Raw genomic sequence first — 13,500 nt, forward strand, 5'->3', positions numbered from 1 at the left:
GAAGGGGTCCGTCCGTGACCCAGCAGTTGATCCACCGGCCCGCGCGGAGCACCCGGCCGCTCGGGCCCGCCGGTGCCCGGACGATCGAGCCGCCGCCGAACCTCCCGGAGGGCAAGGCGGGGACGGCGGCGACGGCGTTGCTGCCGATGGCGGGTGTCATGGGCTCGGTCGTGATGATGACCGTGATCCGGAACAGCCAGTTCGCGGCGCTCGGCGCGATCGTGCTGGTCTTCGCGCTACTCGGCGCGGTCGCCCTCTTCCTCTCCCAGCGCGGCAAGGCCCAGCGCACCCGGCGTACGCAGCGGGAGCGGTATCTGGAGTATCTGGAGGAGCTGCGCGAGGAGTTCGGGACCGACGAGCGCGGGCGGCGGCAGCTGGCGCGGGTGCTGAATCCGCCCCCGGAGGCGCTGTACGACCTCGTGCGCGACCCCGCCCGGCTCTGGGAGCGGCGACGGCAGGACGTGGACTTCCTGCGGGTGCGGGTCGGCACCGGTGACGTGCCCGTGGCGAACCTGGCCATCGGGCAGAACCAGGGCGGGGTCCTGACCCCGCCGGACCCGTTCATGCTGAACGAGGCGCGGGCGCTGCTGGCCCGCTACTCGGTGGCGAACGACTGCCCGATCACGGTGCCGTTGGACCGTGCGGGCAACGTCAGCGTGGTCGGCGACCGCGAGGGCGTCCTGCGGGTGGCCCGCGCGCTCCTCGTGCAGGTCGCCGTCTCGCACGCGCCGGACGACGTGGCCGTGGCGCTCGGGGTGCCGGGCGAGCGGCTGGGCGACTGGGAGTGGGCCAAGTGGCTGCCGCATGTGCTGGACTCGCAGGAGCACGACGGCCCGGTGGCGGCCCGCCGTATCGCGCCGAGCCTGCCGCAGCTGGCCCGGCACTTCCGGCACGAGCTGGGCCGGCGTGCCTCGTACGCGGCGGAGGTGCGCCGGGGGCTCGCCGACCGCAAGGCGCTCAAGCTGGCGTCCCGCATGCTGGTCGTGAGCGACGAGTACGGGGAGACGGCCGCCGAACTGCCCCGGCCGGACACGGCGGTGGGGCTCGCGGACATGGGTGTCACCGTGCTGCATCTGCTTCAGGAGCAGGTGCACGAGCCCGATCAGGTGTCGGTGCGGATCACCGTGCGGGGCGACCAGGTCGCCGTGGAGGACCTCCGGGAGCCGCAGGCGGAGGGGAGCACCACGGGTGGGGTCGCCCACGGCACCTCCGACGACGTCACCGCCGCCGGTGCCGAAGGACTCGCCCGGCTGCTCGCGCCGCTCAGGCTGTCCGCCGAGTCGGCCGCCGAGGGCACCCCGGTCACCGGCCCGGTCGACTTCCCCGGCCTCCTCGGCATCGACGACCCGGCCCTGCTGAACCTGGCCGACCTCTGGGCGCCGCGCGGTGAGCGTGAGTTCCTGCGCGTGCCCATCGGTGTGACGAACCGTCACGAGCCGGTGCTGCTCGACCTCAAGGAGTCCTCGGAGCTGGGCATGGGCCCGCACGGGCTGTGCGTCGGCGCGACCGGCTCCGGCAAGAGCGAGCTGCTGCGCACCCTGGTGCTGGCGCTCGCCGCCACCCACTCCCCCGAGGACCTGGCGCTCGTCCTCGTCGACTACAAGGGCGGCGCGACCTTCGCCCCGTTCACCGAACTCCCGCACGTGGCCGGCGTGATCACCAACCTGGAGAACCAGGCCGGCCTCGTGGAGCGTGTGCACTCCAGTCTCGCGGGTGAGGTCAAGCGGCGGCAGCAGGTGCTGAAGGACGCGGGGAACGTGGCCGACATCGGGCACTACGCCGCCCTGCGCTCGACCCGCCGCCCGGACCTCGAACCGCTCCCGCACCTCTTCGTGGTGATCGACGAGTTCGGTGAACTCCTGACCGCCAAGCCGGACTTCATCGACCTGTTCCTGTCCATCGGGCGCATCGGCCGTTCCATCGGCGTGCATCTGCTGCTGTCCAGCCAGCGCATCGAGGGCGGCAAGCTCAAGGGGCTGGACACCTATCTCTCGTACCGGCTGGGGCTGCGTACGTTCTCCGCCGACGAGTCGCGGACGGTGCTCGACACCACCGACGCCTTCCATCTCCCGCCGCTGCCGGGCTTCGGCTATCTGAAGGTGGACACGTCGACGTACGAACGGTTCAAGGCGGGGTACGTGTCGGGGGCGTACCGGGGTCCGGCGCTGGTCGCGCAGGAGGACGACACGCCGCTGGCCTGGCCATATCCGACGTACAACACGCTCGCCAGCGCATCCGCCACGAACGAGGTCGCCGAAGAGCCCAAGGCGACCAAGCGGGAGACCGGGCCGACCGTGATGTCGGTGATGGTGGACCAACTCGCTTCCGCCGCACGGCCGGTGCGCCGGATCTGGCTACCGCCGCTGCCGGACGCGATCACGCTGGACGCGGCGGCCGGGCCCGTGCAGGTGGACGAGCGCGGGCTTCGACTGGCCGGCGGCGAGGGACCGTTGCGGATGCCGCTCGGGGTGCTGGACGATCCGGCGAAGCAGTGGCAGGGGCACTGGGTGCTCGATCTGACGGTCGCGGGCGGCCACGCGGCGGTGATCGGCGGCCCGCAGTCGGGCAAGACGACCCTCCTGCGGACGCTCGCGCTCTCGCTCGCCACGACCCACACGCCCGCCGAAGTCGCCATCTACGGGCTCGACCTGGTCGGTGGCGGCCTCTCCGCCCTCTCCGGGCTGCCGCACGTCGGCGGGATCGCCGGGCGGGCCGACCGGGAGCGGGCCGCGCGGACGGTCGCCGAGGTGCGGACGATGCTGATCGAGCGTGAGGAGCTGTTCCGCGAGCACGGGATCGACTCGGTGGACCAGCTGCGGCGCCTGCGCGGGCAGGGCAGGCTGCGCGAGCTCGGGTCGACGGACATCGTGCTGCTCATCGACGGGTTCGGGGCGCTGCGCGACGAGTTCGCCGAGCTGGACGACACGGTGGTGGATCTGCTCAAGCGGGGTGGCGGCTACGGCATCCATGTCGTCGGCTCCATGCTGCGCTGGAACGACGTGCGGATCGCCACGCAGTCGATGTTCGGGACGCGGGTGGAGCTGCGGCTCAACGACCCGAGCGATTCGAGCGTCGACCGCAAGCTCTCCGAGACGCTGTCGCCCGACACTCCGGGGCGCGTCCTGACCGACGGCAAGCTGTTCGCGCAGGCGGCCCTCCCCCGCCTGGACGGCCGTCCCTCGACGGACGACCTCGGTCCCGCCCTGGAGGACGCGGCCCGTACGATCCGCTCCACGTGGCACGGTCAACTGGCGGCTCCGGTAAGGGTGTTGCCGACCCGGCTGCCGGTGGCACAGCTGCCGTCGCTGGTCGCGGAGCCCCAGCGGGTGCCGATCGGCGTCGACCAGGACGCCCTCGCCCCCGTCCTCCTCGACCTCTTCGGCTCGGACCAGCACCTCCTCGTCCTGGGCGACAACGAGTGCGGCAAGACGAACCTGCTGAAGCTGGTCGCCGCGCGGCTCGTGGAGCGGTACTCGGACGAGGAGCTGGTCTTCGGTGTCTTCGACCCGAGGCGCGGGCTGCGGGGTGTGATCCCGGAGCCGTACCGGGGCGGGTACGCGCACAACGCGAAGCTCGCGGCGGGGCTGTCGGCGGGCATCGCGAGCGAGCTGGAGAAGCGGATGCCGGAGTCGGCCGACCCGGACGCGCTGACCGACGAGCCCGCGTTCAAGGGCCCGCGGATCGTGATCCTGGTCGACGACTACGACATCCTCACCACCGCGGGCCAGCAGCCGCTGTCGCCCTTCCTGCCGTATGTGTCGTCGGCGCAGGACATCGGGCTGCACTTCGTGATCACCCGCCGGGTCGCGGGCGCCTCCCGGGCGATGTACGAGCCGCTGCTCCAGACCCTCCGCGAGACCGGTACGGCCGCGCTGCTGATGACCGGTGAGCGGAGCGAGGGCCAGCTCTTCCCGGGCCTGTACGCCTCGGCGCAGCCGCCGGGCCGGGGCACACTGGTCCGCCGGGGCCGGGCCCACCAACTCATCCAGACCGCGCTCGACAGCGAGGAGGGCGACCGCCCGTGACCAAGGACGTCATCGCCCTCACCCCCAAGATGCCCAACGTCTGGGCGCTCATGGCGAGCCTGTACGCCGGAGGCTCCGACCTGGACCTGTCGGCGGCGGCCGACGGCGCGGTCGTACAACTGCACGGTCCCGGTGGGCGCCCGCTGGTGTCCGTGGAGTCGCCGGTGCTGGTGCAGGTGCCGGGAGAGGCGGAGCGGCTGCTCGGGCAGGCCGCCGAGGCGCCGTTCTGGTGGACGGAGGCGCGGGCGTCCACGGCGGTGCCGGAGGCGGAGAAGCTCGCGGGCGTGGTGTGCGGGCGGCTCAACGCGCTGCTGGGCGGCTCCACCTGGCCCCCGGAGGCGGCGAGCACGAAGGTGGTCGACGTGTCCGCCGTACCGTCGGCGGGGTCGGGGCAGCCCGCCGTGGACGTGGTGACCGACCACGCGGCCGTCGTCCTCATCGACCGGCCGGTGGTGGCCCTGACCAGCTGGCTCGCGGAGATCATGCGTACGGCGGTGGTGTCCCGGCGTTCCCTGCAGATCGTCACGCCGCCCGAGGTGCGCCTGACGACGGCGGCCCGTACGACGCTCGCGCGGGTGCCGAACCGCTGGGTCGTCCAGGACCCGGAGTGCGGGTACTACGACGGGCTGTCGGGGGCGGTGCTGCGCTGGCGGGACGGGGCGTTCTTGCCCGCGCTGTCCGAGGACGGGACGGGGACCGTGGCCGCCGCCTTCACGCGCCCGGCGCAGGAGGCGCCGGGCCGGCAGCTGATCGTCGCCCTCCGTACGGTGCACCAGCCGGACGAGCGGCTGCTGTTGGGCGGCGCGCTGGAGGCGGCCTGGGAGGCGCTGACGGGGACGGCACCGGCGGGCTGGGGCACGGCCGAGCCGGTCAACCTCCCCTGGTCGCCACGGCAGTTGACCGACCTGGCCCGGGAACGGGCACCCGAGCCGTCACAGCTGATCGTGGTCGGCACCCCGGAGCGGCCGGCCATGGCGACGGTCCGGGTGAAGCGGACGACGAAGGGCGTGGAGGAGGACATCGTCCTGACGGTCGGGTACGCGGCCGGTGAGGAGCCGCCCCTGGACCGTGTCGAGCCGCTGGCGGAGACCCTGGTCAGGGAGCACGGCCTGCGGACCATGCTGACCTCGGTACGCGTGGCCCGCGCCGACCTGACGACGGCGCCCCAGCTGGAGGGCCCGCCGATCCCGTACGCCTTCACACTCGGCCCGGACGACGTGCACGCGATCGGCGCCGATCACGCGCGCCGGCCGCCGGTCGAGGTCCGCCCGGTGGGGCTCGGGCCGACGACCCGCCCGGCGCTGCACTACCCCCTCGGGGACGGCTCCGACACCGAGGCGTGGGGGCGGCTGCAGCAGCTCACGGCGCATCTCAGGAGCGATCATTCCCGGCCAGAAACGCCTGCTCGGCAGCGGTGACTCGCGTCACGTACACAACGACCAATACGAGCAGTACGAGCTCTGACGGGTGAAGGATTTACCGGCCTGACCTGGGTCCCTAACCTCCCGGCAACAGCTGCCAGAAGGCACGCGCCAGGAGGAGAACCATGGCCAGATCCAGCCACATCGGCACCGGACACACCGTCGGCCCCGTCAGCGGGCCGGCGTCCGCGTACCGGCGCCCCGCCCGGCGCCCCCTCGCGGCGGCGTTCGCCGCGACCCTCGCGCTCGCCACCCTGGCCGCCTGCGGCGGTGGCGGGGACGCGCCGAAGGTGGCGGAGAACAAGATCTCGGCAGGCCAGGTGCCGGACTACTACCCGGCCGACTACTCCGACCTGATCGAGGCGGCGAAGAAGGAGGGCGGCGAGCTCACCGTCTACTCGAACCTCGGCGACGAGAACATGGCGCCGATCGTCCGGGACTTCAAGAAGAAGTACGACTTCATCAAGACCGTCTCCGTCAACGAGCTGGACAGCGACGAGCTGTTCCAGAAGACCCTCTCCGAGAACGCGGCCGGGTCCTCCCCGGCGGACGTGCTGATCTCCAGCGCGGCGACCGCGTGGGCGGACTTCTCGGCCCGGAAGAACACGGTCCTGGAGTACAAGTCGCCGGAGCTGGAGGAGCTGGGCGAGAGCGCGGAGCTGTTGCCGAGCGTGTACTCGATGTCGCAGGACCCGATGACGATCGCCTACAACACCTCGCTGATGGAGACCCCGCCGACCACCCTGACGGACTTCGCGAAGATCGTGACGGCGGACGAGGGCAAGTACAAGAACAAGGTGACGGTCCGCGACCCGGAGGGCTCGTTCGGTTTCACGGTCACGCGGGCGCTCACCGAGGGCAACCCGGAGGCGTGGAAGGACCTGGAGAAGATCCTTCCGCTGACCCGCCCGGAGACCTCCTCCGGCACCCAGCTGGAGAAGATCGTCGCCGGTGAGTACACGGCCGGCTTCCTGATCAGCGCCTCCCCCGCCTACCCGGTGGTCGAGGACAGCGCGGGCCTGGTGAAGATCGTCTTCCCGAAGGACGGCACGGTCGTCCTGCCGCGCGGCCTGGGTATCGCCGCCGAGGCGCCGCACCCGGCGACCTCGAAGCTCTTCCTGGACTTCGCCCTCTCCGACGAGGGGCAGCGCGCGGTCGCCGAGGGCGGTCTGGCCTCCTACCGCGAGGGCGTGAAGGGCGAGGGCCTGCACACCTACCAGGAGGTCGTCGACGCGGTCGGCGAGGAGAACATCATCCACGTCAAGTACGAGCCGGTCGCGAAGGACGACGCCGCCGCCTGGCTGGAGCGCTTCGACGGACTGCGCAAGTAGTCCGTAACCAGGCAGCCTCCAGGGACGATCGGAGTCAGAGCAGATGTCAACCCTCACTCAGCCGCCCCGCACACCGGCGGACGAGTCACCCACGGAGACCTTCCCACCGCCGCGCTACCGCCGCGTCCGCGGCATCGGACGGGACACGGTCGTCCAGTACGCGGTCCTGGCGTTCCTCGCCGTCCTGGTGCTGGCCCCGATCGTCCCGACGCTCTACCAGAGCATCCGCAACCGCCCGCTCTACGAGGCGGGCGGGGCGTTCACCCTCAGCGGCTACACCGACCTCTTCACCAAGGCCGGTTTCGGTGAAGTCGCCCTGAACACCCTGCTGTTCGCCTCGCTCACCACCATCCTGAGCCTGGCGATAGCCATCCCGATGGCGATCGTGGTGGTCCGCACGAAGCTGCCGGGCGGGCGGTTGATCGCCCTCGCCATGCAGTGGCCGTTCTTCATCTCGTCGCTGATCCTGGGCTTCGGCTGGATCATCATGTACGGCCCGGCCGGGTTCGTCAGCGTCAAGGTGCAGCAGCTCTTCGGCTCGGTGCCGTGGAACCTGTACTCGATCCCCGGCATGGCGCTCACGGAGGCCGTGGCGCTCGCCCCGATCGCGTACGTCTTCTGCGCCAACGCGCTCCGGCAGTCGGACGCGTCGCTGGAGTCGGCCGCCCAGGTGTGCGGCGCGGGGCCGTTCAGGATCCTGGCCCAGGTGATCGTGCCGTTGCTGCGCCCGCCGATCGTCTACAGCGCGATCCTCGTCTTCTCCGTCTCCATCGAGACGCTGAGCGTGCCGCTGCTGTACGGCCAGCCGGTCAGCATCGACGTGTTCTCAACTTTCCTCTACCACAACGGACTTCAGTCGGTGGACCCCGACTACACGATGCTGGGCGCCGCCTCGACGGTCATCCTCGTCGTCACCCTGAGCCTGGTCGCCGTACAGGCGAAGCTGCTGAAGGACGCGGCCCGCTTCGTGTCCGTGCGCGGCAAGGTCACCCGGCCGCGCAAGCTGGACCTGGGCTGGCTGAAGTGGGTGAGCATCGCGTGCATCTGGTTCTACGTGATCGTCGGCGCCCTGATCCCGATCGCGGGCCTGGTGATGCGGTCCTTCACGCTCGTCTTCACGCCGCTGCAGTCGCCGTTCAGGACGGTCACGACGAAGAACTACGAGATCGTCTTCGACTCCGACAACTATGTGCAGTCGCTGTACAACAGCATGATCGTCGCCGGTGTGGGCTCGGTGGTCGTGTCCGCCCTCGCCGTGTTCGCGGTGATGGTGGCCCGGCGGTCGACGTTCCGCTTCGGCCGGGCGGTGGAGTACCTGGCCCTCATCCCGCAGTCCCTCCCCGGCATCATCATCGGTATCGGCTTCTTCTGGGCCTTCGCGCTCGCCCCGTTCGACATGGGCACGGTGCTCCAGGGCACGGTCTGGGCCGTCATCATCGCGTTCGGTATGCGGGCCCTGCCCAGCGCGTTCGGCTCGGTCGCACCGGCGATCATGCAGATCGGCGGTGAGCTGGACAACGCGGCCCGGGTCTCGGGCGCCGACTGGCTGATGACCTTCTTCCGCGTCCTGCGGGCCCTGATCACGCCGGCGTTCGCCGGAGCGCTCGTCCTCACGTTCGTGATCATGCTCAAGGAGTACTCCCCGGCCGTCTTCCTCTCCTCGGCCGACAACAACATCCTCGGCACCACCATGCTCAGTCTCTGGACGCAGGGCAGGGCCGGATCCGTCGCCGCGCTGGCCACCCTCCAGATCGGCATCACCGCGGTCTTCGTCGCACTCGCGGGACTGCTCATGAAGGGAAAGCACCATGCCTGAGGTGACCGTCAAGAACCTCGCCAAGACGTTCGGCGACAACTCCGTCCTGCGGGACGTCACCTTCACCATCAAGGACGGCGAGTTCTTCACGCTGCTGGGTGCGAGCGGCTGCGGCAAGTCGACGACGCTGAACTGCATCGCGGGTCTGGAGCAGCCGACGGAGGGCTCGATCGCGGTCGGCGGCCGGACGTTCGTGGACGCCGCCGCCGGGGTCTTCCTTCCCCCCGAGGAGCGCAACCTCGGCATGGTCTTCCAGTCGTACGCGCTGTGGCCGCACATGACCATCGCGAAGAACCTCGCGCTGCCGTTGAACATCCGCAAGGTGCCGAAGGAGAAGCAGAAGACGCTGATCCACGACGCCCTGGACAAGGTGGGCCTGGCCGCGCTGGCGGGTCGCTACCCCCACCAGCTCTCCGGCGGTCAGCAGCAACGCGTCGCCCTGGCGCGGGCGTTGGTGTACTCGCCGACGGTCCTGCTCCTCGACGAGCCGTTGTCGAACCTCGACGCCAAGCTCCGCGAGCAGGCCCGCGCCTGGCTGAAGCGGCTCCAGGAGGAGCTGGGCATCACCACCGTCTACGTCACCCACGACCAGGACGAGGCCCTGGCGCTCAGCGACCGGATCGCCGTGATGGAGGGTGGCAACATGATCCAGATCGGCACGCCGCACGAGATCTACGAGCGGCCCGCGGCGCCGGCGGTAGCGGCTTTCGTCGGCCGCTGCAACTTCCTCACCGGCAAGGTGGTGAGCGTGGACGGCACCCGGCACAGCGTGCTCCTCGACGCCAGCGGGGAGATCGTGCGTGTCGACAGCGACGAGCGCGTCCCGACGGGGGACTCGGTGACGGTGGCCGTCCGCCCCGAGCGCCTGGAGGTCGTGGCCTCGGCCGAGACGCCGGCCGGTGCGAACCGGCTCAACACGCAGGTCATCACCAGTTCCTACGTCGGCTCCCGCTACGAGTACGACGTGCGCCTCGGCGACCAGGTGGTGCAGGTGTTGAGCGGGAACGGGGGGCTGGCGGGGGAAGTGGCGCTTGTCTTCGACCCCGGGCACGCGCTGCTGTACGCGGACAGGGTTGAACTGCCGGAGGACCAGCGGGACCTGCTGACGGTCACCTCGTGACGGGTCGCCTCCCCGGGAGGCCAGCAGCCCCGAGGGGGCGGCCCGGCCCTTCCGGGGAGGCGACCCGTCAGCGGTTCAGCCGCCCGTCTCGCCTGGGCTCTTTCCCGACTCGTCGTGGAGCCGGTCACCAAGGACACCGCCCAAGAGGCTGTCGCACGTCTGAAGGACAGCGGCAGGACCGGCGGGCACAAGTACGCGCGGGACGCGATCGTCGCCGCCACTGCCCGCGCGGCACAGCCACCGGTGACCGTCCTCACGTCCGACCTCGACGACCTAAGGCCACTCTGCGGCAAGCAGGTCGAGGTCAAGCAAGTCTGAACCGAGACGCCGTCGGTCCCGGGGTGCCACCAGGCCCCGGGAACCGACCGGCGACTACGTCACGCCGCGTGCTCCACGAACCGCTCCGCCGTCTGCGCCAGCAGCGCGTGGCCGTCGCCCGCCCACAGCTCGTCGTTGAACAGCTCGACCTCGATCGGGCCGGTGTAGCCCGCCGCCTCGACGTAGGACTTCCACTCGCGCATGTCGATCGCGCCGTCGCCGATCTGGCCCCGGCCGGTCAGGACGCCCTGGGGCAACGGGGTGATCCAGTCGGCGAGCTGGAAGGTGTGGATGCGGCCGGTCGCGCCCGCGCGGGCGATCGCGGCCGGGGCCGTGTCGTCCCACCAGATGTGGTAGGTGTCCACGGTCACGCCCACCTGGTCCGCCGGGAAGCGTTCCGCGATGTCCAGGGCCTGGGACAGCGTCGAGACCACGCAGCGGTCCGAGGCGAACATGGGGTGGAGCGGCTCGATGGCGAGCCGGACGCCGTTCGCCGCCGCGTACGGGCCCAGCTCGGCCAGCGCGTCCGCGATGCGTTCCCGCGCGCCGTGCAGGTCCTTCGAACCCGCCGGGAGGCCGCCCGAGACCAGGACGAGGGTGTCCGTGCCCAGGGTCGCCGCCTCGTCGATCGCCTTGCGGTTGTCGGCCAGGGCCGCCGCCCGCTCGGTCGCGTCGATGGCCGTGAAGAAGCCGCCCCGGCAGAGGGTGGTGACCGCGAGGCCCGCGTCGCGGACCAGCTTGGCCGTGGCCTCCAGGCCGTACCCGGCCACCGGCTCGCGCCAGAGGCCCACGCCCGGGATGCCCAACTCCACGCACGCGGCGACCAGTTCGGGCATCGACAGCTGCTTGACCGTCATCTGGTTGATGGAGAAGCGGGAGAGGTCGCCGGCGACTCCGGCCGTCGTTTCCGTGCTCACTGGGCCACTCCGTACAGGGAGAGCAGGTTCTTCATCCGGGCCTCCGCCAGCGCCGGGTCCGGGAACAGGCCCAGGCCGTCGGCCAGTTCGTACGCCCGCGCGAAGTGCGGGAGCGAGCGGGCGGACTGGAGGCCGCCGACCATCGTGAAGTGCGACTGGTGACCGGCCAGCCAGGCGAGGAAGACGACACCCGTCTTGTAGAAGCGGGTGGGGGTCTGGAAGAGGTGGCGGGAGAGTTCGACGGTCGGGTCCAGGAGGTCCCGGAAGCCCTGCACGTTCCCCGTGTCGAGGACGCGGACGGCCTCCGCCGCCAGCGGCCCCAGCGGGTCGAAGATGCCGAGCAGGGCGTGGCTGAAGCCCTTCTCGTCGCCCGCGATCAGCTCGGGGTAGTTGAAGTCGTCACCGGTGTAGCAGCGGACCCCGCTCGGGAGCCTGCGGCGGATGTCGATCTCCCGCTGGGCGTCCAGCAGGGAGACCTTGATGCCGTCGACCTTGTCCGGGTGGGCCGCGATGACCGCGAGGAAGGTCTCCGTGGCCGCGTCGAGGTCCGACGAGCCCCAGTAGCCCTCCAGCACCGGGTCGAACATGGGGCCCAGCCAGTGCAGGACGACCGGCTCGGCGGCCTGGCGCAGCAGGTGGCCGTAGATCTCCAGGTAGTCCTCGGGGCCCTGTGCCGCCGCCGCCAGCGCGCGCGAGGCCATCAGGATCGCCTGGGCGCCCGACTCCTCGACGACGGCCAGCTGCTCCTCGTACGCCTTGCGGATGTCCGCGAGAGAGGTGGGGCCGGTGAGCTGGTCGGTGCCCACACCGCAGGCGATACGGCCGCCGACCGACTTCGCCTCCGCCGCGCTGCGGCGGATCAGCTCCGCCGCGCCCGCCCAGTCGAGGCCCATGCCGCGCTGCGCGGTGTCCATCGCCTCGGCGACGCCCAGGCCGTGCGACCACAGGTGGCGGCGGAAGGCGAGGGTGGCGTCCCAGTCGACGGCGGCGGGGGAATCCGGGGACACGTCCGCGTACGGGTCGGCGACGACATGCGCCGCCGAGAAGACCGTACGGGAGGTGAAGGCGGCGCCGGTGGTGAGGGAAAGGGGTTCGGTGCGGGGGGTGTAGGGCTTCGACAGCCCGTTCGCGCCGGGGAGTTGGATCGTCACAGCTGGATCTCCGGTACGTCGAGACGGACGCCCTCGGCCGAGGACTTCAGGCCCAGTTCGGCGAGCTGGACACCGCGGGCGCCGGCCAGCAGGTCCCAGTGGTAGGGCGCGTCGGCGTAGACGTGCTTGAAGAACAGCTCCCACTGTGCCTTGAAGCCGTTGTCGAACTCGGCGTTGTCCGGCACCTCCTGCCACTGGTCGCGGAAGGAGTAGGTGGCGGGGATGTCGGGATTCCAGACCGGCTTGGGGGTGGCGGAGCGGTGCTGGACGCGGCAGTTGCGCAGGCCCGCGACGGCCGAGCCCTCGGTGCCGTCGACCTGGAACTCCACCAGCTCGTCACGGTTGACACGGACGGCCCAGGAGGAGTTGATCTGGGCGATCGCGCCGCCGTCCAACTCGAAGATCCCGTACGCGGCGTCGTCGGCCGTGGCGTCGTACGGCTTGTCCTGCTCGTCCCAGCGCTGCGGGATGTGCGTGGCGGTGAGGGCCTGGACGGACTTCACGCGGCCGAAGAGCTCGTGCAGGACGTACTCCCAGTGCGGGAACATGTCGACGACGATGCCGCCGCCGTCCTCCGCGCGGTAGTTCCAGGACGGGCGCTGGGCCTCCTGCCAGTCACCCTCGAACACCCAGTAGCCGAACTCGCCCCGGATGGAGAGGATGCGGCCGAAGAAGCCGCCGTCGATGAGGCGCTTGAGCTTCAGCAGACCCGGGAGGAAGAGCTTGTCCTGGACGACGCCGTGCTTGATGCCGGCGGCGTTCGCGAGGCGGGCCAGCTCAAGGGCGCCGTCGAGACCGGTGGCGGTCGGCTTCTCCGTGTAGATGTGCTTGCCCGCCGCGATCGCCTTCTTGATCGCCTCCTCGCGGGCCGAGGTGACCTGGGCGTCGAAGTAGATCTCGACGGACTCGTCGGCGAGGACCTGGTCCACGTCCGTGGCCCAGTGCTCCAGGCCGTGCTGCTCGGCGAGCGCCTTCAGCGCGTGCTCGCGGCGGCCCACGAGGATCGGCTCGGGCCACAGCACGGTGCCGTCACCGAGGTCGAGGCCGCCCTGTTCGCGGATGGCGAGGATGGAGCGGACGAGGTGCTGGCGGTAGCCCATGCGCCCGGTCACGCCGTTCATGGCGATCCGTACGGTCTTGCGTGTCACGGCCGGTCCCTTCATTCGTATGTCGTTCGGTGCGCGCTGTGGGGTGTACGCGTCCGCGCCGCGTACGCCCGGAGAACCCGTGGGAGAGGTGAGCGTGACAGCAAGCGCTTTCTATCTGATGAGAAGCTAGCCTCTGACCAGCGGTCTGGACAAGACCGCGAAGGGGTCGAGTTGTTCGAGGGGGCGAACGGCGATCGCGGTCGTATGGTTCCCCGACAGCCCCAACGAGACGCGCACCCGGAGGACGAGAAAA

Annotated in this window: 9 protein-coding genes; 6 read left to right on the forward strand and 3 right to left on the reverse strand. The window is 70.9% G+C overall.

Annotation, left to right across the window (positions count from 1 at the left end; all coding sequences use genetic code 11):
- The first annotated feature begins 14 nt into the window (after nucleotides 1–14).
- The 6 genes from eccCa (at nucleotide 15) to ACWD26_RS31025 (ending at nucleotide 10,031) form a co-directional block, all read left to right on the forward strand.
- The gene (eccCa, locus tag ACWD26_RS31000) at nucleotides 15–4,025 is read left to right on the forward strand and encodes a type VII secretion protein EccCa (RefSeq protein WP_451275264.1); all 4,011 of its coding nucleotides are present in this window, start codon (nucleotides 15–17) and stop codon (nucleotides 4,023–4,025) included.
- Entirely contained in the window at nucleotides 4,022–5,443 is a 1,422-nt protein-coding gene (locus ACWD26_RS31005) for a DUF6177 family protein (RefSeq protein WP_451275265.1), read from the forward strand. Before eccCa ends, ACWD26_RS31005 begins: the two co-directional genes overlap by 4 nt.
- Nucleotides 5,444–5,571: 128 nt before the next feature.
- A complete protein-coding gene (locus tag ACWD26_RS31010; protein ID WP_451275266.1) occupies nucleotides 5,572–6,777 on the forward strand; it encodes an ABC transporter substrate-binding protein in 1,206 nt (401 codons plus the stop codon).
- 43 nt (nucleotides 6,778–6,820) lie between these two features.
- The gene (locus ACWD26_RS31015) at nucleotides 6,821–8,593 is read left to right on the forward strand and encodes an ABC transporter permease (protein WP_451275267.1); all 1,773 of its coding nucleotides are present in this window, start codon (nucleotides 6,821–6,823) and stop codon (nucleotides 8,591–8,593) included.
- Nucleotides 8,586–9,713: an ABC transporter ATP-binding protein gene (locus ACWD26_RS31020; protein WP_451275268.1), complete on the forward strand. Its 1,128-nt coding sequence runs from the start codon at nucleotides 8,586–8,588 to the stop codon at nucleotides 9,711–9,713. The genes ACWD26_RS31015 and ACWD26_RS31020 overlap by 8 nt, the downstream gene beginning before the upstream one ends.
- Nucleotides 9,714–9,827: 114 nt before the next feature.
- Nucleotides 9,828–10,031, forward strand: a complete 204-nt coding sequence (locus tag ACWD26_RS31025; protein ID WP_451275269.1) for a hypothetical protein — start codon at nucleotides 9,828–9,830, stop codon at nucleotides 10,029–10,031.
- A 59-nt stretch (nucleotides 10,032–10,090) separates the two neighbouring features.
- On the opposite strand, the gene ACWD26_RS31030 is transcribed toward ACWD26_RS31025, so the two are convergent.
- The 3 genes from ACWD26_RS31030 to ACWD26_RS31040 are packed head-to-tail and all read right to left on the reverse strand — an operon-like array spanning nucleotide 10,091 to nucleotide 13,247.
- On the reverse strand, nucleotides 10,091–10,888 hold the full coding sequence (locus ACWD26_RS31030; RefSeq protein ID WP_451275356.1) for a sugar phosphate isomerase/epimerase family protein: 798 nt from the start codon (nucleotides 10,886–10,888) through the stop codon (nucleotides 10,091–10,093).
- 56 nt (nucleotides 10,889–10,944) lie between these two features.
- The gene (locus ACWD26_RS31035) at nucleotides 10,945–12,099 is read right to left on the reverse strand and encodes a dihydrodipicolinate synthase family protein (RefSeq protein WP_451275270.1); all 1,155 of its coding nucleotides are present in this window, start codon (nucleotides 12,097–12,099) and stop codon (nucleotides 10,945–10,947) included.
- Nucleotides 12,096–13,247 carry a Gfo/Idh/MocA family protein gene (locus tag ACWD26_RS31040; protein ID WP_451275271.1) on the reverse strand — a complete coding sequence of 384 codons (1,152 nt, stop codon included), beginning with the start codon at nucleotides 13,245–13,247 and terminating at the stop codon, nucleotides 12,096–12,098. Before ACWD26_RS31040 ends, ACWD26_RS31035 begins: the two co-directional genes overlap by 4 nt.
- Between the last annotated feature and the right edge of the window lie 253 nt (nucleotides 13,248–13,500).

It is taken from the genome of Streptomyces sp. NPDC002787 (assembly GCF_053592095.1).